This window comes from Sphaerimonospora sp. CA-214678 (assembly GCF_050942215.1).
Taxonomy (GTDB): Bacteria; Actinomycetota; Actinomycetes; order Streptosporangiales; family Streptosporangiaceae; genus Sphaerimonospora.
On record NZ_CP192056.1, the window covers coordinates 2,904,036 to 2,923,261 of the forward strand.

The 19,226-nt window shown below is 70.5% G+C and carries 21 protein-coding genes; 13 read left to right on the forward strand and 8 right to left on the reverse strand.

The features are described from left to right. Positions 1 to 75: 75 nt before the first annotated feature. Both ACQP1K_RS13015 and ACQP1K_RS13020 read right to left on the reverse strand, forming a co-directional pair. Complete coding sequence (locus ACQP1K_RS13015) at positions 76 to 1,182, reverse strand: CapA family protein (protein ID WP_433501138.1); 1,107 nt, start codon at positions 1,180 to 1,182, stop codon at positions 76 to 78. Between the two features lie 108 nt (positions 1,183 to 1,290). After that, positions 1,291 to 1,863 (reverse strand): 3'-5' exonuclease, encoded by a 573-nt coding sequence (locus ACQP1K_RS13020; RefSeq protein WP_433501139.1) that lies wholly within the window; start codon positions 1,861 to 1,863, stop codon positions 1,291 to 1,293. A 213-nt stretch (positions 1,864 to 2,076) separates the two neighbouring features. Here ACQP1K_RS13020 and ACQP1K_RS13025 point away from each other — a divergent pair, with 213 nt between their 5' ends. Continuing rightward, the gene (locus tag ACQP1K_RS13025) at positions 2,077 to 2,784 is read left to right on the forward strand and encodes an ATP-binding cassette domain-containing protein (RefSeq protein ID WP_433501140.1); all 708 of its coding nucleotides are present in this window, start codon (positions 2,077 to 2,079) and stop codon (positions 2,782 to 2,784) included. A gap of 78 nt (positions 2,785 to 2,862) precedes the next feature. Here ACQP1K_RS13025 and ACQP1K_RS13030 read toward each other — a convergent pair whose 3' ends face one another. From ACQP1K_RS13030 to ACQP1K_RS13045, 4 genes are all read right to left on the reverse strand, one after another. Continuing rightward, the gene (locus tag ACQP1K_RS13030) at positions 2,863 to 3,228 is read right to left on the reverse strand and encodes a DUF1330 domain-containing protein (RefSeq protein WP_433501141.1); all 366 of its coding nucleotides are present in this window, start codon (positions 3,226 to 3,228) and stop codon (positions 2,863 to 2,865) included. A gap of 38 nt (positions 3,229 to 3,266) precedes the next feature. Continuing rightward, complete coding sequence (locus ACQP1K_RS13035; RefSeq protein WP_433501142.1) at positions 3,267 to 3,416, reverse strand: hypothetical protein; 150 nt, start codon at positions 3,414 to 3,416, stop codon at positions 3,267 to 3,269. Positions 3,417 to 3,714: 298 nt separating this feature from the next. Continuing rightward, the gene (locus tag ACQP1K_RS13040) at positions 3,715 to 4,032 is read right to left on the reverse strand and encodes an AzlD domain-containing protein (RefSeq protein WP_433501143.1); all 318 of its coding nucleotides are present in this window, start codon (positions 4,030 to 4,032) and stop codon (positions 3,715 to 3,717) included. A gap of 22 nt (positions 4,033 to 4,054) precedes the next feature. Further along, positions 4,055 to 4,240, reverse strand: a complete 186-nt coding sequence (locus ACQP1K_RS13045) for a hypothetical protein (protein ID WP_433501144.1) — start codon at positions 4,238 to 4,240, stop codon at positions 4,055 to 4,057. 21 nt (positions 4,241 to 4,261) lie between these two features. Between ACQP1K_RS13045 and ACQP1K_RS13050 the strand changes: the two genes are divergently transcribed. Further along, entirely contained in the window at positions 4,262 to 4,438 is a 177-nt protein-coding gene (locus ACQP1K_RS13050) for a hypothetical protein (protein ID WP_433501145.1), read from the forward strand. Positions 4,439 to 4,532: 94 nt separating this feature from the next. Beyond that, positions 4,533 to 5,009 (forward strand): hypothetical protein, encoded by a 477-nt coding sequence (locus ACQP1K_RS13055; protein WP_433501146.1) that lies wholly within the window; start codon positions 4,533 to 4,535, stop codon positions 5,007 to 5,009. Between the two features lie 142 nt (positions 5,010 to 5,151). Here the strand turns inward: ACQP1K_RS13055 and argG are convergent, their stop codons facing one another. After that, complete coding sequence (argG, locus tag ACQP1K_RS13060) at positions 5,152 to 6,600, reverse strand: argininosuccinate synthase (protein WP_433501147.1); 1,449 nt, start codon at positions 6,598 to 6,600, stop codon at positions 5,152 to 5,154. Between the two features lie 400 nt (positions 6,601 to 7,000). Between argG and ACQP1K_RS13065 the strand changes: the two genes are divergently transcribed. Genes ACQP1K_RS13065 through ACQP1K_RS13090 form a run of 6 tightly spaced genes read left to right on the forward strand, consistent with a single transcriptional unit; the run spans position 7,001 to position 12,283 of the window. Next, positions 7,001 to 8,023 (forward strand): ABC transporter substrate-binding protein, encoded by a 1,023-nt coding sequence (locus ACQP1K_RS13065; protein WP_433501148.1) that lies wholly within the window; start codon positions 7,001 to 7,003, stop codon positions 8,021 to 8,023. After that, positions 8,020 to 8,859, forward strand: a complete 840-nt coding sequence (locus ACQP1K_RS13070; protein WP_433501149.1) for an ABC transporter ATP-binding protein — start codon at positions 8,020 to 8,022, stop codon at positions 8,857 to 8,859. Before ACQP1K_RS13065 ends, ACQP1K_RS13070 begins: the two co-directional genes overlap by 4 nt. After that, on the forward strand, positions 8,849 to 9,745 hold the full coding sequence (locus tag ACQP1K_RS13075; protein ID WP_433501150.1) for an ABC transporter permease: 897 nt from the start codon (positions 8,849 to 8,851) through the stop codon (positions 9,743 to 9,745). Before ACQP1K_RS13070 ends, ACQP1K_RS13075 begins: the two co-directional genes overlap by 11 nt. Further along, complete coding sequence (locus tag ACQP1K_RS13080; protein WP_433501151.1) at positions 9,745 to 11,118, forward strand: LLM class flavin-dependent oxidoreductase; 1,374 nt, start codon at positions 9,745 to 9,747, stop codon at positions 11,116 to 11,118. The genes ACQP1K_RS13075 and ACQP1K_RS13080 overlap by 1 nt, the downstream gene beginning before the upstream one ends. Next, positions 11,118 to 11,660: an NADPH-dependent FMN reductase gene (locus ACQP1K_RS13085; RefSeq protein WP_433501152.1), complete on the forward strand. Its 543-nt coding sequence runs from the start codon at positions 11,118 to 11,120 to the stop codon at positions 11,658 to 11,660. The genes ACQP1K_RS13080 and ACQP1K_RS13085 overlap by 1 nt, the downstream gene beginning before the upstream one ends. Next, positions 11,657 to 12,283 carry a flavin reductase family protein gene (locus ACQP1K_RS13090; protein ID WP_433501153.1) on the forward strand — a complete coding sequence of 209 codons (627 nt, stop codon included), beginning with the start codon at positions 11,657 to 11,659 and terminating at the stop codon, positions 12,281 to 12,283. The genes ACQP1K_RS13085 and ACQP1K_RS13090 overlap by 4 nt, the downstream gene beginning before the upstream one ends. Positions 12,284 to 12,363: 80 nt before the next feature. Here the strand turns inward: ACQP1K_RS13090 and ACQP1K_RS13095 are convergent, their stop codons facing one another. After that, positions 12,364 to 12,711, reverse strand: coding sequence for a metalloregulator ArsR/SmtB family transcription factor (locus tag ACQP1K_RS13095; RefSeq protein WP_433501154.1), 348 nt, complete (start codon positions 12,709 to 12,711; stop codon positions 12,364 to 12,366). A gap of 243 nt (positions 12,712 to 12,954) precedes the next feature. Here ACQP1K_RS13095 and ACQP1K_RS13100 point away from each other — a divergent pair, with 243 nt between their 5' ends. The 4 genes from ACQP1K_RS13100 to ACQP1K_RS13115 all read left to right on the forward strand — a co-directional run bounded on the left by ACQP1K_RS13100 (position 12,955) and on the right by ACQP1K_RS13115 (position 19,107). Next, a complete protein-coding gene (locus ACQP1K_RS13100) occupies positions 12,955 to 14,286 on the forward strand; it encodes a polyprenyl synthetase family protein (RefSeq protein ID WP_433501155.1) in 1,332 nt (443 codons plus the stop codon). Positions 14,287 to 14,416: 130 nt separating this feature from the next. Further along, positions 14,417 to 15,808: a family 2B encapsulin nanocompartment shell protein gene (locus ACQP1K_RS13105; protein ID WP_433501156.1), complete on the forward strand. Its 1,392-nt coding sequence runs from the start codon at positions 14,417 to 14,419 to the stop codon at positions 15,806 to 15,808. Positions 15,809 to 15,846: 38 nt separating this feature from the next. Then, positions 15,847 to 18,141, forward strand: a complete 2,295-nt coding sequence (locus ACQP1K_RS13110) for a terpene synthase family protein (RefSeq protein WP_433501157.1) — start codon at positions 15,847 to 15,849, stop codon at positions 18,139 to 18,141. A 3-nt stretch (positions 18,142 to 18,144) separates the two neighbouring features. Beyond that, entirely contained in the window at positions 18,145 to 19,107 is a 963-nt protein-coding gene (locus ACQP1K_RS13115) for a family 2B encapsulin nanocompartment shell protein (RefSeq protein ID WP_433501158.1), read from the forward strand. Positions 19,108 to 19,226 lie beyond the last annotated feature (119 nt).

The window sequence follows — 19,226 nt, forward strand, 5'->3', positions numbered from 1 at the left end:
CGTTTCGAACCGTCGTCGGGGAGGCTCTCCGGAACAAGGGTTTGCGGCAAAGCCGCGGTAACCGCATAAAAGGCATCAGACAGGGACGAACATGCCGTCGGGGTCACAGTAAACCCGAGCACCGAAATCACCGCTGAACTCGTCGAGGGTGGCGCGTAACCACTCGACGTCGTGAGGGGCCGCGGGGCACAGCCGCATTCGGCGGGACTGCATAGGCGTCATGCGCAGTTGGGTCAGCCTGCCCGAGTCCCGGTCGATCGAGGCGAAGTAGAGCAGCCGGAGGTCGTCCCGGAACTCCTCATATCCCCTGATGCCCTCGTAATCGTTGATGAGGTCGCCGCAGCCGTACAGCACGAGCCTCCCCTGATAAAGCTCGATCGGCCGCGGGTGGTGTGAGGAGTGCCCGTGCACGATGTCGACACCGCCGTCGATCAGCGCGTGCGCGAAGCGGACGTCCGCCCTGGAGATCTGATATCCCCAGTTCGAGCCCCAGTGGATGGAGGCGACCGCGATGTCGCCCGGCCGCCTGACCTTCCGTACCCGCTCGGTGATCTCGCGGGCCGCGTGTTCCGATGATTCCGGCACGAGGTGGACGCCGGCACGGTGATCGGACGCCGCCCAGGTCGGCGGGATCCCGCTCGACTCCATGCCGAAGGAGAACACCAGCACCCGGCCGTCTCCCGCCAGCGGCACGATCACCGGCCGGCGCGCCTCGTCGAGATCGCGGCCCGCCCCCGTCGCCGCGATGCCGGTGGCTGCCAGAGTGCCGAGGGTCTCGGCGAGGCCTTCGCGGCCGAAGTCGAGCACGTGGTTGTTGGCCAGTGCGCACGCGTCGGGCCTGACCACGGCCAGGGCGGGCAGGTTGGCCGGGTTCATCCGGTAGTTGACCGCCTTTCCCGGGGCGAAGCGATCACTTCGGGTGACGCTCGTCTCCAGGTTCACCACCCGGACCTCGGGCGCGACCTCGTCGAGGATTCCGAGCGCGTCGCCCCAGGGATAGGCGTAGTCGGCCCGGCGCGGGATCGGCCCGGTCGCCTCCTCCGCGAGTTCGACGTACGTCCTGGCGTCCAGGACGTACGACTCCCGCAGGGCGGGGTCTCCCGGGTGCGGCAGGATCTGGTCCACTCCGCGCCCGAGCATGACGTCGCCGCAGAGGAACAGCGTCACCGCCCCGGCGCCCATACCCCCAGGCTAGGCCGGGCCGAGCGGCGTACCCGATCCCCCGCCGAGCCGTGGCGTTCCGACCGGGCACGCCGGTCAGAAGGGGAGGATCGGTTTCGACGGCCGGTGCTAGCCGCTCTGTGCCGGGTCGTTCTCCCGGCTCTTCAGGATGGCCTCGAAGACCTGGGCCAGTTCGGCGGCGTCCTCACCGGCGTGGTGGGTGTGCGTGAGGCCGGTGATCCCCAGCTGCTTTATGATCATGGTCTTGCGCGAGCCGGCCCACTCGCAGCCGGTCATCCCCATCCAGTAACTGCGCAGGTCGAGGCCCGCCCCCGAGGCGTTGAACGGGCTCTTGCCGAGGAAACGCATGAAGTACCAGTGCACGAACATCCCGTCGAAGACGGCGGGACCGGCCAGGAAGACGGGACGGCCGATCCGCCGCAGGTCGTTGATCCAGCGCGCGGCGGCGGTCATGGCCTGCTCGGCCGTGGGAGCCTCCCGGAGCAGGCGGTCACGGTCGAGCCCGGAGACGGCCAGGGCCTCCGGCACGAACTCGTCGGAGATCGGCCGCAGCTCGGTGTAGAAGGCGAGGTCGGGGCGGCCGACGACGGCCATGCCGAGGGAGATCATGCTGTACGGCCCTGGGATGGGCCCGTCCGCTTCCACGTCGACGGCCACGTAGAGCTCGGGGAGTTTCGCCATGTGGGCCACGCTAGAGGCGGCCGACGATGTGATCAACGGGGTTCCTGCTGCCGACGAGTGCACTTCGCGGGTTCCCGCGGTATGCGAGGGGCCCGGCGAGCGGCAGGATCAGACCGGCAGGGTCGCCGCCAGTGGTGCGCCGATCTGGATGTCGAAGTACGCCACGAGCTCGTCCTTGCCTACAGCGCCTCGGCGCGCGTCGATGATCTCCGCATGCTCGTCCCGCCACGCGGTCCGGGGGATCTCATCGCTCCGCTGAACCCTCCGGTTGAGCCGGGACTCTCGCGTCTACGCGAACGTCGCCGGAGAGCGTCTGCTGGGTGTTGCGATCCGGCGTATGCGGCTGTCAGGGAAGTCGTGACGCGCAGGAGGTCGCGCACGCGCAGGTGCGGCCGAACTTCCTGTCCGGTCAGTTCGGAGGGATCACCATCGACCAGTGGCGGCGGATACTCACGCTGCCCGGCGTGGAGGCTGCCGCTCCCGTGGCGATGGTGGGTTACGCCGAGCCGGCTGTCGGCTTACCGCCGCAGCGTGGGTTTCGTCTTCCAGCGCTTCCACCTGCTGCCCGCGCTCACCGTCCTGGACAACGTCATAGCTCCAGTGCTGCCTCGCCGGGTGGACTTCGACCGGACCGAGCGCGCGCGGCAACTGCTCTCCGCCGTGGGCCTGCTGGACCGGGCGCATGCCGTACCGTCGCAGTTGTCCGGTGGGCAGCAGCAGCGGGTGGCCGTCGCCCGGGCGCTCATCGGTGACCCGCGGCCGCCGGAACCGTCTGCCTGGCGGGACGACCGCCACCGTGCTGTCGTGAGATCGCCGGCGCCTCCCACGCGATCGCCGCCTCGCAGCCCGACGCCGTGGCCGCCGTCATCCGCGACGCTGCGGACCACGCCACCAGGTGAAGATCACGACCGTCGACGGTAGGCCAGTCGCCCGCACCGCGCCTGTGCGGCGATGCCGACAGGATCCTGTGTCACATCGGTCTCCACGTGCGGGATCCCCTCAGTCCGAGGTGCCGGAGGCGGCCGCGATCGCGGCCCGGACCTGCTGGGCGAAGCCGGCCACGGTGAAGTCGGGCCCGACGCTGTCGACCAGAATGAGGTCGCTAATCGAGTTGTTGGCGCGTAACGGCAGGATCGCCTGGTATTCCGGCGAGTTGTACCAGCTGTCGGCGGCGGCGCGGTCAGGGAACTCCATCAGGACCACCGAGCCGGCCCAGGCTCCCTCGACCACGGTCGCGGGACCCTGGGCCAGCCACTTTCCGCCGTACGGCTTTGCGGTGGCCTCGACCTGATCGAGGTAGGACAGCCCTTCCTCGTTCGGGACGTCGCCGGGGATGCGCAGGTGGTTGATCAGGTAGGTGCTCATGTGCCGGAACCCTTCGAGCTGCGTTTGGATGATGACCATCATCCACCCCGGCCAGTAACCCGACGAACGGTGGCGTAGGTCACGGCGTGCCCCTCGTAGAGGATTCGCCGGTCCCCGGCGCCCACCGCGTCGCCGTCTTCCGCGAACACCAGCGGCCGGTCGGGCAGCGGCTCGACCCGCCTGCCCACCCCTTCGAGTGCGGCGCCGCGGCCAACAATGGCCGTCCGCGCCAGTCCCGCAGCCCGCCGCTAACGGCGGGGATCACCCGGCTGCGGGACGTAGTCGCTCAACCCCGGTTCGTCCAGCGCGCGGATACCGTTCGGCATGATCACGACTGCGGTACCCGCCTCTCGGACCTCGGCGCCGCGTTCGCACAGCACCACCTCGTGCCCGGCCCGGTGCAGTCCGACTGCGGCCGCGACACCACTCCCAGGCCGGCACCCACCACCACGACGCGCATGCGTTCACCTACCATGGTCAGTACATCTAGGGGATGCCGATCAAGCGCAATATGGCGGTGACGCCCGCGGCGGTGAGGACGACCACCAGGAACGGCGCCCGGCGCCAGGCGAGGACGCCCCCGGCCAGCACCCCGGCCGGGCGGGCGATGCCGGCGAACCCCTGCTCCTCGGTCAGCGCCATGGTCAGCGCCAGCGCGGCGAGCAGGACCACGGCCCCCACCTCCAGCAGTTTCTCCACTCGGGCCGGAAAGTCGATCCGTGAGCGCAGCGCCGGGCCCGCGAGCCGGAAGGCGTACGTTCCGACGGCGAGTGCGAGCAGCGAGCCGGCCAGTGGCACGTTCATGGGGACGCCTCCCGGGGCTTGGCTACGAAGATCGCGAGCCCGGCCAGGTCCCCGACGTGACGGCGATCGCGCCGTACGACAGCGCGACGGCCAGGACGGCGAGGCAGACAAGCGCGATGTCGCGCAGGACGACGCGACCCAGCTGCTCGCCACGTGCCCGCCCGGGGCACGCCGCGACGTGTACCGGATCGCCGCCGAACCGGGGCACCGCAGGTCTTCCGATCCGCACATGCCGGGGGTGGTGGAGCACGTGGTGCTGGGCGCGGGCCGGGCACTGGTCGGGGTCGCCGACGAACCGGTGGAACTCCACGCCGGGGACTACGTCTCCTATCCGGGCGACGTTCCCCACGTCTTCGAGGCCGTCGAGCCGGGGACCCACGCGGTGCTGGTCTCCGAGCACGTCTAGGCAATGCTCATGATCATATCCTGCCGGTGTGTGATTGGCCAAGCGGTGCCCGGCGCGGCATGCTTCCTTCGAGATCCGAGGAGACCCCCGCCGCATGAGCGCCATCTATGACCAAGCCGACGGTGAGCGCATCGCCGTCGCCGACACCGGTGACTGTGTGAGCATCATCAACAACACCGGGAGGATCGTCGTCGCGAAGAAGGACACCCGACGACTCGCCGAGCGGGTCCTCGCGGCGGCGGGCAGGATGGCCGTGGTGCTGTTTCCGCCGTCTCTGCGGAAGGAGAGCCTGTCGGTCTCGTCCTCGGCGGGGCGGTGGCGGGTCCGGGTCTCGCCGAAGAACGGCGCCCGCGTCCTCGTGGAGGTCGATCCGCAGGGCCTCGGCCCGGCCGAGGCCTACGAACTCGCGGCCGCGGTCGCGGTGGCCGGGCGGCATATCGGGGACGCCTCGGAGGCCGATCTGCGCATGACCGCGCGGATCCGGGAGGTCATCGAGGCGAACCAGGGCAGGGACGCGGAGACGATCGCGGCCGAGATCGTCGCCCGGGTGCTGGACGGACCGAAGCCGTGACGCCTCCGCGGGACGCGCCCTGAACGAACAGGTCGCGGTTCAGCACGAACAGGGCGCGGTTCGGCCGGAACGCGCGTCGAAGGAACGCACGTCCGTCTGAACCGCTTCAGACGGACGTGGTTCAGACGGAACGCGCTTCGGTCTAGTCGGTGCCGAACTCCATCGCGGCATTGTCGAGCAGCTCGTCGTCGCCCGGGACCTCGCCGCGGGAGGCGATCGTCTCGGCCCCGCCCTCGGGCATCGCACCGATCAGCTTGGTCGAGGCCGCCTCAGCGACGCTGATCAGGCTCTGGTGCCGGCTGCCGACCATGCCGAGCCTGGCGTACTGCTCCAGCTTGGCGCGGGAGTCGGCGATGTCGAGGTTGCGCATGGTCAGCTGGCCGATACGGTCGACAGGGCCGAAGGCGGAGTCCTCGGTCCGCTCCATCGAGAGCTTGTCGGGGTGGTAGCTGAACGCCGGCCCGGAGGTGTCCAGGATCGAGTAGTCCTCGCCGCGCCGCAGCCGCAGCGTCACCTCGCCGGTGACCGCCATGCCGACCCAGCGCTGCAGCGACTCGCGCAGCATCAGCGCCTGCGGGTCCAGCCAGCGGCCTTCGTACAGCAGCCGGCCCAGGCGGCGTCCCTCGCTGTGGTAGATGGCGAGGGTGTCCTCGTTGTGGATCGCGTTGACCAGCCGCTCGTACGCCGTGAACAGCAGCGCCATTCCCGGAGCCTCGTAGACGCCCCGGCTCTTGGCCTCGATGACCCGGTTCTCGATCTGGTCGGACATGCCCATGCCGTGCCGGCCGCCGATGGCGTTGGCCTCCAGCACCAGATCGACTGCGGAGGCGAACTCCTTGCCGTTGATCGTCACCGGCCGTCCCCGCTCGAAGCCGATCGTCACGTCCTCGGCGGGCACCTCGACGGAGGGGTCCCAGAACCGTACGCCCATGATCGGCTCGACGGTCTCGACGCCCGCGTCGAGGTGTTCGAGCGCCTTGGCCTCGTGGGTCGCGCCCCAGATGTTCGCGTCGGTGGAGTAGGCCTTCTCCGCGCTGTCCCGATATGGCAGGTTGCGGTCGAGCAGCCACTCGGACATCTCCGCCCGGCCGCCGAGCTCGCCGACGAACTCCGCGTCCAGCCACGGCTTGTAGATCCGCAGGGCGGGGTTGGCGAGCAGACCGTAACGGTAGAACCGCTCGATGTCGTTGCCCTTGAAGGTGGAGCCGTCCCCCCAGACCTGCACGTCGTCCTCGAGCATCGCGCGTACCAGCAGGGTGCCGGTGACGGCCCGCCCGAGCGGGGTGGTGTTGAAGTAGACGCGGCCGCCGGAGCGGATGTGGAACGCCCCGCAGGCCAGGGCCGCGAGGCCCTCCTCTACGAGGGCGGCCCGGCAGTCGACCAGCCGGGCGATCTCCGCGCCGTAGGCGGTGGCCCGTCCGGGCACGGAGGCGATGTCGGGTTCGTCGTATTGGCCGACGTCGGCGGTATAGGCGCAGGGGACTGCACCCTTCTCGCGCATCCACGCGACCGCGACCGAGGTGTCGAGGCCGCCTGAGAAGGCGATGCCGACACGTTCACCGACAGGTAGGGAGGTGAGCACCTTGGACACGAGTAAGAGTATATACAGGCGAGTACATAATCATGCAATGGAGGGGGGCGGTGTCGAAGGTGGCTCGGCGAGAATGCGGTCACGGTAAACCCCACTTTCCCTGTAGGGAATATTGACTTTGCCCTTTCCTGACCATAACTTGATGACTATGAGCCAGTGCCTCTACCTGACCCGGCGCTGGCACGTGGACTTCGGCCACGTCGTCAGCGCGCAGTGTTGCTGTTGATCACGCACCCGTGACCGCCCCTCCGTGCCCCGCAGCGTTGCGGCCGGGCCGGTCACGCCTGTCACCGTTCCCGTGCCGTACGGCCATGCCCGCCGAGCCGTCCGTGCCCGCAGAGCCGTGCCGTACGCCACGGGGACACGGCATGTCCGCCTTTCCCAGTGAGGACTCATTTCCGTGATCAGAATCAGACATGCTCTGCCGCCCCTGCTGGCGCTGACCGCACTGGCGGCCTCCGCCGCGTGCGGCACGGCCGAGGCCGGGCCTGGCGGAGCCGAGACGACCGAGCTGCGCTACCAGGGCAGTGTCGGCGCGGTCACCTTCGCCGAGCTGGCCGAAGACCTCGGCTATCTCGACGGAGTCAGGCTCAGGTGGATCGGCAACACCACCTCGGGCCCGCAGGACATCCAGTCGGTCGCCACCGGCCAGACCGACGTCGGCGGCGCGTTCAACGGCGCGATCGTCAAGCTCAGGGCGGCCGGAGCGCCGATCAGGGCGCTGGTCGGCTACTACGGCTCCGACGCCAAGAGCTTCTCCGGCTACTACGTCACGGCCGACAGCCCGATCAGGACCGCCCGCGACCTCATCGGCAAGAAGATCGGCGTCAATACCCTCGGCGCACACCACGAGGCGGTGATCAAGGAGTATCTCAAGCGCGGCGGGCTGACCCCGGAGGAGATCGACCAGGTCCAGCTCGTCGTCGTGCCGCCGGTCAACACCGAGCAGGCGCTCCGCCAGGGGCGGCTCGACGTCGGCACGCTGGGCGGCATCCTCAAGGACAAGGCGCTGGAACGCGGGGGCCTGCGGCCGCTGTTCGCCGACATCGACCTGTTCGGTCCGTTCACCGCCGGGTCCGTCGTCATGCGCGACGACTTCATCGCCCGCAACCCCGGCACGGTCGGGAAGTTCGTCACCGGCTTCGCCAAGGCCGTCGCGTGGACCCAGACCCACTCACGGGAGGAGGTCGTCGCGCGGTACGAACGGATCGTCGCGGGGCGCGGCCGGGGCGAGGACGGCGAGGCCGTCACCTACTGGAAGAGCTCCGGCGTCGCCGGCCGCGGCGGGGTCATCGCGGCGGGCGAGTTCCAGACCTGGATCGACTGGCTGATCCGCGAGGGCGACATCCGGCCCGGTCAGGTGAAGGCCGCCGACCTCTACACCAACGAGTTCAACCCCTACGCCGACGGGAGCGGATCATGACCATCACCCTCGACAGCAGGGCCGCCACGCGTACGAAGATCGGCATCCGGGACGTGAGCCGGGTGTTCGACTCGCCGGACGGCGGGCCGCCGTTCGTCGCCATGGACGGGGTGACCCTCGACGTGCGGGAGGGCGAGTTCCTCACCCTGGTCGGCCCGAGCGGCTGCGGCAAGTCCACCCTCCTGGAGATGATCGCCGGTCTCACCTCGCCGAGCTCCGGTGAGATCGTCATCGACGGCACGCCGGTCACCGGGCCCGGCCTCGACCGGGGGATCGTCTTCCAGCAGTACGCGCTGTTCCCGTGGCGTACGGCGCTGAGCAACATCGAGTTCGGCCTGCAGGCGAAGGCCGTACCACGCCGGGAGCGCGCCGAGCTGGCCCGGCACTACCTCGACCTGGTCGGGCTGAGCGGATTCGAGCGGCGCTATCCGCACGAGCTGTCGGGCGGCATGCGCCAGCGTGTCGCGATCGCGCGCAGCCTCGCCTTCGACCCCGACGTGCTGCTGATGGACGAGCCGTTCGCCGCGCTCGACGCCCAGACCCGGGAGTCGCTCCAGGAGGAGCTGCTGACCATCTGGGAGAAGACCGGCAAGACGGTCGTCTTCATCACGCACGGCATCGACGAGGCGCTCTACCTGGGCCAACGGGTCGCGGTGATGAGCTCGCGGCCCGGCCGCATCCTGACGACCGTCGAGACGCCGTTCGGCTCGCGCGAGGGCGACCTCCGGGCCGATCCGACGTTCGGCGAGTACCGCCATCACCTGTGGACGCTGCTGCGCCCCGAGACCGCGGGCCCGGGTTCGGGACTGCTGCGGGTGGTGACCCATGATGGCTGATCTGCAGCTCGGCGCCGAGCCGCGTACGGCGGGCCGTACCGGCCACGGGACACCCGCCGTGATCACAGCGGCCGAGACGGCCGGGACCACGACGGGAAGGACGTTCCGGAAACCGGCGGGCAGATCTTTCCAGAAGGCGGCGGGGAAGATGCTGCGCAACTCGGCGGCGATCGTCCTGCTGCTGGGCCTCTGGGAGGCGCTGCCCCGGCTCGGCGTCGTCGACCGGGTGTTCGTGCCGCCGATCTCGACCGATCTGGCCGCCTGGTGGGACCTGCTGGTCAGCGGCCGGCTGACCGAGCACTTCCAGGCGTCGCTGCTCCGGTCGCTCGCCGGATTCGGCCTGGCCATCGTGCTGGCCGTACCGCTCGGCCTGTTCATCGGGTGGTACCGGCCGCTGAACGACTTCCTCACCCCGGTCCTCGAACTGTTCCGCAACACCTCGGCCGTGGCCCTGCTGCCGGTCTTCATCCTCATCTTCGGGCTGGGGGAGACCTCGAAGGTCGTCTTCGTGTTCTACGCCTGCTCCTGGCCGATCCTGCTCAACACGATCAGTGGGGTGCGCACCGTCGAGCCGCTGCTGATCAAGTCGGCCAGGTCGCTCGGGCTGGGCCCGATCCGGCTGTTCCGTAAGGTCGTCCTCCCCGCGGCCGTGCCCACGATCTTCACGGGTGTGCGGCTGGCCGGGGCGCACTCGATCCTCGTCCTGCTGTTCGCCGAGATGGTCGGCGCCAAGGCCGGTCTCGGTTACCTGATCAACGACGCGCAGGCCAGCTTCCGCATCCCCGACATGTACGCCGGGATCATCACGATCTCGCTGCTCGGCCTGCTGTTCAACCTGCTGCTGCTGGCGCTCCAGCGCCGCTTCTCCACCTGGAGGGTCTCCTGATGCCGTCCGTACGCAAACTGCACCTGAACACCTTCCTGATGGGCGTCGGCCACCACGAGGCGGCCTGGCGTCATCCGCTCACGGAGCCGTCCCGGCTGACCGACGTCCGGCACTACCAGGAGCTCGCCCGGATCGCCGAGCGCGGCCGGCTCGACTCGGTCTTCCTGGCCGACGGGCTCGCCCTGAAGGGGGAGGTGCGGCACAACGCCCTCGGCGGGCTCGAACCGCTCACCCTGCTCGCCGCGCTGGCGGCGGTCACCGAGCGCATCGGGCTGATCGCCACGGTCTCCACGACGTACAACGAGCCGTTCCACGTGGCGAGGAAGTTCGCCTCGCTGGACCATATCAGCGGGGGCCGGGCCGGCTGGAACATCGTCACCTCGGCCGGTGAGGCCGAGGCGCACAACTTCGGCATCGAGCGCCCGGCGCACCGCGACCGCTATCGGCGGGCCGACGAGTTCCTGGAGGTGGTCACCAAGCTCTGGGACAGCTGGGAGGACGACGCCGTGATCGGCGACCGCCGGGCCGGCGTCTACGCCGACACCGCCAAGATCCACCCGATCGAGCACGCGGGCGCCCACTTCGCGGTGCACGGCCCGCTGAACACCTCACGCCCCCCGCAGGGCCACCCGCTGCTCGTGCAGGCCGGCTCCTCCGAGGACGGCACGGAGTTCGCCGCCCGCCACGCCGAGGCGGTGTTCACCGCGCAGCAGACCCTGGAGGAGGCCCGGCGGTTCTACGCCGACATCAAGGGGCGTCTCGCGCGTTACGGCAGGTTCCCCGAGGAACTGCTCGTCCTGCCCGGCATCTCACCGATCATCGGATCCACGGAATGCGAGGCGCTGCGGCTGGAAAAGGAGCTGGAGGATCTGATCGTCCCCGCCTACGGCCTCGCCCAGCTCTCCCAGATGACCGGGATCCGGCTCACCGAGGACCAGCTGGACGACCCGCTGCCCGACATTCCGGTGGAGACCGAGGGGGCGCAGAGCCGCCGCAGGCTCGTCATCGAGCTCGCCCGCCGGGAGCGCCTGACCGTACGGCAGTTGCTCACGCGGCTGGCCGGCGGCCGCGGCCACCGCGTGGTGGCCGGCACACCCGAGCAGATCGCCGACCAACTGCAGGAGTGGTTCGAGGGCGGCGGGGCCGACGGCTTCAACGTCATGCCGCCGCTGCTGCCCAGCGGCCTGGCGGACTTCGTGGACCATGTCGTACCGGAACTGCAGATCAGGGGACTGTTCCGCATCGACTACGAGGGCCGCACGCTGCGCGACAACTACGGCCTGGCCCGCCCGGCCTCCCGCTACGCCGCTTCCGGCTCTCCGCGGTCGGGAGAGCGGGACGGCGGGCCACTCGACCTGGCGGGGGCGGCGTGATGGGCGGATTCGTGACGCTGGTCGGCAATCCCCGGGCGGGCTCCAGAACGCGGTCGGCCGCGATCGAGGCGGCACGCCACGTCGCCGGGCTCAGCGGCCTCGACGCCTCCGGAGAGATCATCGACCTCGCGGCGTTCGGGCCGCACCTGCTCTCGCCCGTCCCCTCCGCCGTCGTGGAGGCCGCCCTGGACCTGGCGGCCGGCGCGTCGGTGCTGCTCGTCGCCAGTCCGACGTACAAGGCGAGCTATCCCGGGCTGCTCAAGGCGTTCCTGGACCGGCTCCCCCCGAACGCGCTGGCCGGGACCGTGGCGCTGCCGCTGATGGTGATGGGGGACCCGCGGCACGCCCTCGCCGTCGAGGTGCACCTACGGCCCGTGCTCGTCGAGCTCGGCGCAGCCGTACCGACCCCCGGGCTGGCGTTGCAAGAGAGCGAGCTGCCGAGCGGGCTGCCGGACGAGCCGCCGACGGGCGCGCTCACCCGCTGGGCCGCCCTGGTCGCGCCCCAGGTGACCACCGCGCTGGGACGGGCGGTGCCGGCATGACCGAGATCCTTCCTGATCGTGCCTTTTCACCCCGGGGCGTCCCAGATGGTGTCGGCCCTGATCGTGTCGGCCCGGCTCGGTACCACCGGGATCGGTGGATTCCGGACGCCGCGGTCCTCGACCGAGGCGTCCTCGACCGCGCCGTCGACCCGGCGGGCTTCCGTGGCGCCCTCGCCGAACACGCGGCGGGCGTGGTGATCGTCACCGCGCAGGTGGCCGGTGTGCCCTTCGGGCTGACCGCCACCTCGTTCTCCTCGGTCAGCCTGGAGCCGCCGCTGGTCTGCTTCTTCGTCGGCCGGGCCTCCAGCACCTGGGCCGGGCTGCGGCGCGCCGACCAGTTCGCGGTCCACGTCCTGACCGGCGACCAGGCCGAGCTCGCCGCGAGGTTCGCGCGCAAGGGGATCGACCGCTTCGCCGAGCCGACCCGCTGGCGACGGGGGCCGCTCGGCACGCCGCTGCTCGCTGACGTGGCGGCACACCTGGTCTGCGTGCCGTACGGCACGGCCGGTATGGGAGACCACGTCCTTGTCGTCGGCCTGGTCACCGACGTGGACGTGCGCCAGGCGGCCCGCCCGCTGCTCTACCATCGGGGCCGCTTCGGGGAGTTCAGCCCCGGTCTCTGACCGTGGGTGACGGGCGCCGAGCGGACACCTGCACCGGGGGGTCATCTGCTCCGGGGGCCTCGGCGCCCGGCTCCCGCCCCTCAGCTCGCTGCGGCGGGGGTGAGCGGCGTGAACAGCGTGCCCAGGCGGGCGATGGCGGTGGGCACGATCCGGTAGTAGACCCACGTGCCGCGCCGTTCGCTCTCGATCAGCCCGGCGGTGCGCAGCACCTTCAGGTGATGGGAGATGGTGGGCGCGGTCAGGTCGAAGGCGTCGGTGAGGTCGCACACGCATGCCTCGCCGCCGGGGTGTGAGCCGATCATCGACAGCAGGCGCAGCCGTACTGGATCGGCGGCGGCCTTGAGCAGCACGGCCAACTCGGCCGCGTCGTCCGGTGACAGCGGCTCACGCGTGATCGGCGCGCAGCAACGGCCGGTGACGGCGGTCATGACCGAACCCCCTGATTGGAAGCTTGTCCAAAATGATAGGCGACGGCGCCGGCCGGGGTGGCGGTCAGCGCCTCCGGTTCCCCCGCCCGGCACCGCTGACCTGCCCTTTCGCCCGTCGATCCGGCATCGGGCGATCTCGCTGCGTGGACCGTTCCCAAGTTCTTTCCGATCAACTCTTTCACTGTCCGTGACCGGATGATAGCTTTCCGTTGGCATCGGGGCTTCCTTGAGGAAGGACTGACGATGACGGTGGAAACCGGTCAGGCGTCGATCGGGCAGGCGGCCGAGGAAGGGGCAGGGGAGGCGGCACGAACCAAGGCATCGACCAGGGAATCGGCCAAGGCTTCGACAGAAGCGTTAACCGATGCTTCGACCAGGGCATCGACCAGGGCATCGACCGGGGTGTCGACCGACGCGCCGGCCGGGGGAGCGGCGGAGGCGGGCACGACGGCGGGCGGCGAGCCGGGGGAGGAGACACCGGCCGAGGCGGCGGAGCGGATAAGGGCGCTGATCGACCGGCGGCTCGCCCGGTTCCTCGACGAGCATGCGGCTCCGATCGCCGACCCCGACGTGTCGACGGCCTACGGTTTCCTGCGCGACTTCATTCTCGGCGGCGGCAAGCGGGTCCGCCCCCTGCTGTGTTACTGGGGCTGGCGGGGAGCGGGCGGCGACGGCGCCGGCGATCAGATCATCTCGGCGGGGGCCGCACTCGAGCTGTGCCACTCCGGCCTGCTCATACACGACGACATCATGGACGGCAGCGAGCTGCGCCGGGGCCGGCCCACCATGCACCGTCGTCTCACCGGCCTGCACCGGCACCCGAGCACGCACACGCATTCCGACGAACGGCCCCGTGAACCGGCCGGCGGGCCGGCGGCCGGCTCCTTCGGACTGGCGGCGGCCATTCTGCTGGGCACGCTCACGCTCGCCTGGTCCGACGAACTGCTGTCCGGCAGCGGGGCCGAGCCGTCCAGGCTGCGGACCGCCCGCGGCCTGTTCGACCGGCTGCGTACCGAGGTGATCGCCGGCCAGTACCTGGACATCCTCGCCCAGGCCCGCGGGCCGGCCACGGTGGAGGAGGCGCTCACCGTGGTCCGGTACAAGACGGCCAAATACACCGTGGAGCGTCCCCTGCAGATCGGCGGCGCACTGGCCGGGGCGGAGCCGTCGTTGCTCGGCCTCTACTCCAGGTTCGGCCTGCCGCTGGGCGAGGCCTTCCAGCTCCGCGACGACGTGCTCGGCATGTTCGGCGACCCGGCCGAGACCGGCAAACCGGTGCTCGACGACCTCAGAGAGGGCAAGCACACGATCCTCATGGCCTACGCCCGCAGGCATGCCTCGGAGAGCGAGGCGCGCCACCTGGCGGCCTGGCACGGCAACCCGGAGCTGACCGGGGAACGCGCCGCCGAGCTACGGCAAATCGTGGTCGGCACCGGAGCACTGGCCCGGGTCGAGGCGATGATCGACGAGCGTGTCGGCGAGGCGCTGCGCGTGCTCGGCGACGCACCGGTCGATCCGTACGTCAAGGAGGGGCTGGCCGGTCTGGCCGGCAGCCTCGTCGACCGCGTCCGGTGACCGTTCACCACATGCCGGTTCACCACATGCCGGATTCCCGGGTGTCCACCGGGATCCCCATGAATTCCCCCCGTGTACCCCCTCGTGTATCCGTACGGCACGTCAACGCAGAGGACAGGTGGTTCAGGTCATGACGGAGACGACAACCTCGAACGGGCAGCCGCAGCTGAGCCTCGGCACCGCCACCGCGCGGAACCTGGCGACGACGACCAAGTCGGTGCCGCAGATGCAGGAGATCACCTCGCGGCATCTGCTGCGTGTGCTCCCCTGGGTGCAGGTGGCGGGCGGCACCTACCGGGTCAACCGGCGGCTCAGCTACGCGCTCGGGGACGGGCGGATCACGTTCGTCTCCACCGGGGCCGACATCGGCGTCATCCCCGCCGAGCTGTGCGAGCTGCCGGCGCTGCGGGAGTTCGACGACATGGACACGCTGGAGGCCCTCGCCGCGAGGTTCGGCCAGCGGGAGTTCGAGCCGGGCGATGTGCTGGCCACGGCGGGCATGCCGGCGGACCGGCTGATCCTGATCGCGCACGGCAAGGTCGACAAGATCGAGCCCGGTCCGTACGGCACGGACGTCGTGACCGAGGTCCTGGCCGGCGGCGATCACATCGGCGGCCGGATGCTGACCGAGGAGACACCCGACTGGGACTTCACGGTGCGGGCCGCCACCGCCTGCACCGTGCTGGTCCTCTCCCACGGGGACTTCCAGGACGTCCTCGCGCAGTCGGACGAGCTGCGGGCGTACCTGGAGGACCGGCAGCGGGGCGGGGACCACGCGGTCAACGCCCACGGCGAGGCGGCGATCGAGCTGGCGGCCGGGCATGAGGGGGAGGTGACGCTGCCGGGGACGTTCGTGGACTACGAGCAGTCCCCCCGGGAGTACGAGCTGAGCGTGGCGCAGACGGTGCTGCGGGTGCACACGCGGGTGGCGGACCTCTACAACGAGCCGATGAACCAGACCGAGCAGCAGCTGCGGCTGACGATCGAGGCGCTGCGTGAGCGGCAGGAGCACGAGCTGGTCAACAACCGCGGATTCGGCCTGCTGCACAACGCCGACCTCGGCCAGCGAATCCACACCCGCTCCGGTCCGCCCACGCCCGACGACATGGACACGCTGCTCGCCAAAGTGTGGAAGGAGCCGAGCCACATCCTGGCGCACCCGAAGGCGATCGCCGCCTTCGCCCGCGAGTGCAACAGCCGGGGCCTGTACCCGCAGACCATCGACTACCACGGAAACCGGGTGCCGGCCTGGCGCGGCGTGCCGATCCTGCCCTGCAACAAGATCCCGGTGAGCGACCGCGGGCTGAGTTCGATCATGGCGATGCGGACCGGCGAGGCGAACCAGGGCGTCATCGGCCTGCACCGCACCGGACTGCCGGACGAATACCAGCCCGGGGTGTCCGTCCGGTTCATGGGCATCGACGACAAGGCGATCATCTCGTACCTGGTGACGATCTACTACTCGGCCGCCGTGCTGGTGCCGGACGCCCTCGGCCTGCTGGAGAGCGTCGAGATCGGCTAGAGGGGACCGGGACGCGAGGACGAGCCGAGAGACGGAACATGCGACCCTTCGAACTACCCGACTTCTACGTGCCGCATCCGGCCAGGATCAACCCCCACCTGGAGGGCGCGCGCACCCACACGAGGGCCTGGGCGCGGGACATGGGCATGCTCGACCCCGGTCTGGGCGTCTGGGACGAGCGGCTCCTCGACGCCATGGACTACGGCCTGATGTGCGCCTACACCCACCCCGACGCCTCGGCGCCCGAGCTGGACCTCGTCACCGACTGGTACGTCTGGGTGTTCTTCTTCGACGACCACTTCCTGGAGACGTTCAAACGCGGCCGCGACATGGCGGGCGCCAAGGAGTATCTGGGCCGGCTCCCGTCCTTCATGCCCGTGCGGGACGGGGATACGGCCACCCCGCCGGAACCGGACAATCCCGTCGAACGGGGTCTCGCCGACCTGTGGGCCCGCACCGTGCCCGGCATGTCGGCGGACTGGCGGGTCAGGTTCGCCGAGAGCACCGCCAACCTGCTGAACGAGTCCCTGTGGGAGCTGGCGAACATCGACGCGGGGCGGGTCGCCAATCCCATGGAGTACATCGAGATGCGGCGGCGGGTCGGCGGCGCCCCCTGGTCGGCGAACCTCGTGGAGCACGCGGCCGGCGCCGAGATCCCCGCGCGCGTCGCCGGGGCGCGGCCGCTGCTGGTGCTCAGGGACGCCTTCTCCGACGCGGTCCACCTGCGCAACGACCTGTTCTCCTACCAGCGCGAGGTCGAGGAGGAGGGCGAGCTCAGCAACGGTGTGCTGGTGCTGGAGCGCTTCCTCGGCCTGCCGGCCCAGGAGGCGGCCGACGCCGTCAACGACCTGCTCACCTCGCGACTGCACCAGTTCGAGAACACCGCCGTCACCGAGCTGCCGCCGCTCTTCGAGGAGCACGGCCTCGACCCGGGAGAGCGCCTGGCCGTGCTCGCGTACGTCAAGGGACTGCAGGACTGGCAGTCGGGCGGCCACGAGTGGCACATGCGCTCCAGCCGCTACATGAACGATTCCGCCGGCGGCGCGGCCGGCTCCGGCTGGGTGCTCGGCGGCCCGACCGGGCTCGGCACCTCATCCGCGCAGGTGCGGCTTGCCGCCGGTCTGCTCGGGCCGGGCGGGGTCAGGAGCTTCTGCCACGTGCCGTACGAGCCGGTGGAACCGCTCCCGCACCCCCGGATCTTTCCGGCGGAGATGCGGCTCAATCCGCATCTGGACCGGGCGCGCCGGGAGAGCCTGGAATGGGCGGGGCAGATGGGGTTCTACGACCCGGTGCCGGAGGTGCCCGGGCCCGGTCTGTGGACGGCGGCCAAGAACGCGGGGTTCGACTTCGCGCTCTGCGCGGCCGCGATCGACCCGGACGTCTCCGCGGCCGAGCTGACGCTGTCGGCGCAGTGGCTCACCTGGGGCACATACGGAGACGACTACTTCCCCGCCGTCTTCGGCCCGGTGGGCGGCAGGCCCGGTGACATGGCCGGGGCGAAGGTGTTCCACGAACGGCTGGGGGCGTTCATGCCGCTGGAGCCGGAGGGTGAAGCGCCGCCGGAGCCGGTCAACCCGGTGGAGCGTGCCCTCGGCGACCTGTGGGCCCGTACGGCGCAGGCCATGCCGGTCGACGGCAGACGGTCGTTCCGTGCGGCGGTGGAGAGCATGACGGAAAGCTGGCTGTGGGAGCTGGCCAATCACCTGCAGAACCGCATCCCCGATCCGGTCGACTACATGGAGATGCGGCGCAGGACCTTCGGGAGCGACCTCACCCGGGCGCTCACGCGGCTCTCCCACGGGCTGCGGCTGCCGGAGGAGGTCCATCGGAGCCGCACGTTCCTGGGTCTGGAGAACGCGGCGGCCGACGTGGCCTGCCTGGTGAACGACATCGTGTCGTACCAGAAGGAGATCCGGTTCGAGGGGGAGCTGCACAACTGCGTCCTCGTCGTACGGAGCTTCTTCGACTGCGACGTGAACCGTGCCGCCGAGATCGTCGTCGACCTGATGGAGTCGCGGCTGCGGCAGTTCGAGCACCTGGCCGCGGTCGAGCTGCCGGTGCTGTTCGACGACCACGGCCTCGGCCGGGCGGACCGGGAGGCGCTGGAGGGCTACGTGACGGGCATGCGGACCTGGATGGCCGCCGTCCACCTGTGGCACGAGCGGACCCGGCGCTACGACGAGGCGGAGCTGACGTATCCGCCGGGCCGGGGGCCGGCGCTCGACGGCCTGGGCGGACACCGTGCCGGCGGACACGGACTGCCGGGCGGCTCATGGGGGCGGGCCCACCCGGCCCACGCGATCGCGGGTGCGATGACAAGGGCGGTGGTGTGAGCGATGACGGCACCCGGAGCCGGGGACGCCCAGCAGACGAGCCTCGGCACCACCGCGGCGCGGAGACTGGCCACGACGGCCAAGTCGGCGCCGCAGAACCAGGAGATCACCTCCCGGCACCTGCTCCGGGTGCTCCCGTGGGTGGAGGCGAACGGAGGCGCCTACCGGCTGAACCGGCGCAGGACCCACCGCAGGCCCGGCGACGGCCCGATGCCGCGCGTCAATCGGTACGGCGAGGCCGCGATCGAGCTGGCGGCCGGGCATGAGGGAGAGGTGACGCTGCCGAAGACGTTCGTGGACTACGACCCGGCGCCGCGGGAGTACGAGCTGAGCGTGGCGCAGACGGTGCTGCGGATGCACACGCGGGTGGCGGATCTGTACAACGAGCCGATGGACCAGACCGAGCAGCAGTTGCGGCTGACGATCGAGGCGCTGCGTGAGCGGCAGGAGCACGAGCTGGTCAACAACCGCGGATTCGGCCTGCTGCACAACGCCGACTCCCGCCAGCGCATCCGCACCCGGACCGGCACGGGGCCGCCGACCCCCGACGATCTCGACGAACTGCTCTGCCGGCGAAGGAAGTCCCACTGCTTCCTGGCTCATCCGCTGGCGGTCGCCGCGTTCGCCCGGGAGTGCAACAGACGAGGCGTCTACCCGGACTCGGCGCGGGCGGGGACGGCCACGGTCCTCGCCTGGCGGGGCGTGCCGATCCTGCCCTGCGACAAGATCCCGATCACCGGCCGTGGCCTCAGCTCGATCCTCGTCATGCGGCTGGGAGAGGACGACCAGGGGGTCATCGGCCTGCACCGCACGGGACTGCCGGACGAGTACCGGCCGGGGGTGACGGTCCGGCTCACCGGCGTGGACGACAGAGCGATCGCCTCCTATCTCGTCACCCTCTACTATTCGGCGGCCGTCCTCGTGCCCGACGCCCTCGGCGTCCTCGACGGCGTCGCCGTCACGTAGGGCGGCGGGGTGGTCCGGCCGTGCGCCCGGAAGATTTACGTCACATAACGTGATTTTTGCATCACTCCCTTGTTGCACATTGATGTACGGAAGCTCCACTCCGACGCTGCCGCCGGGTG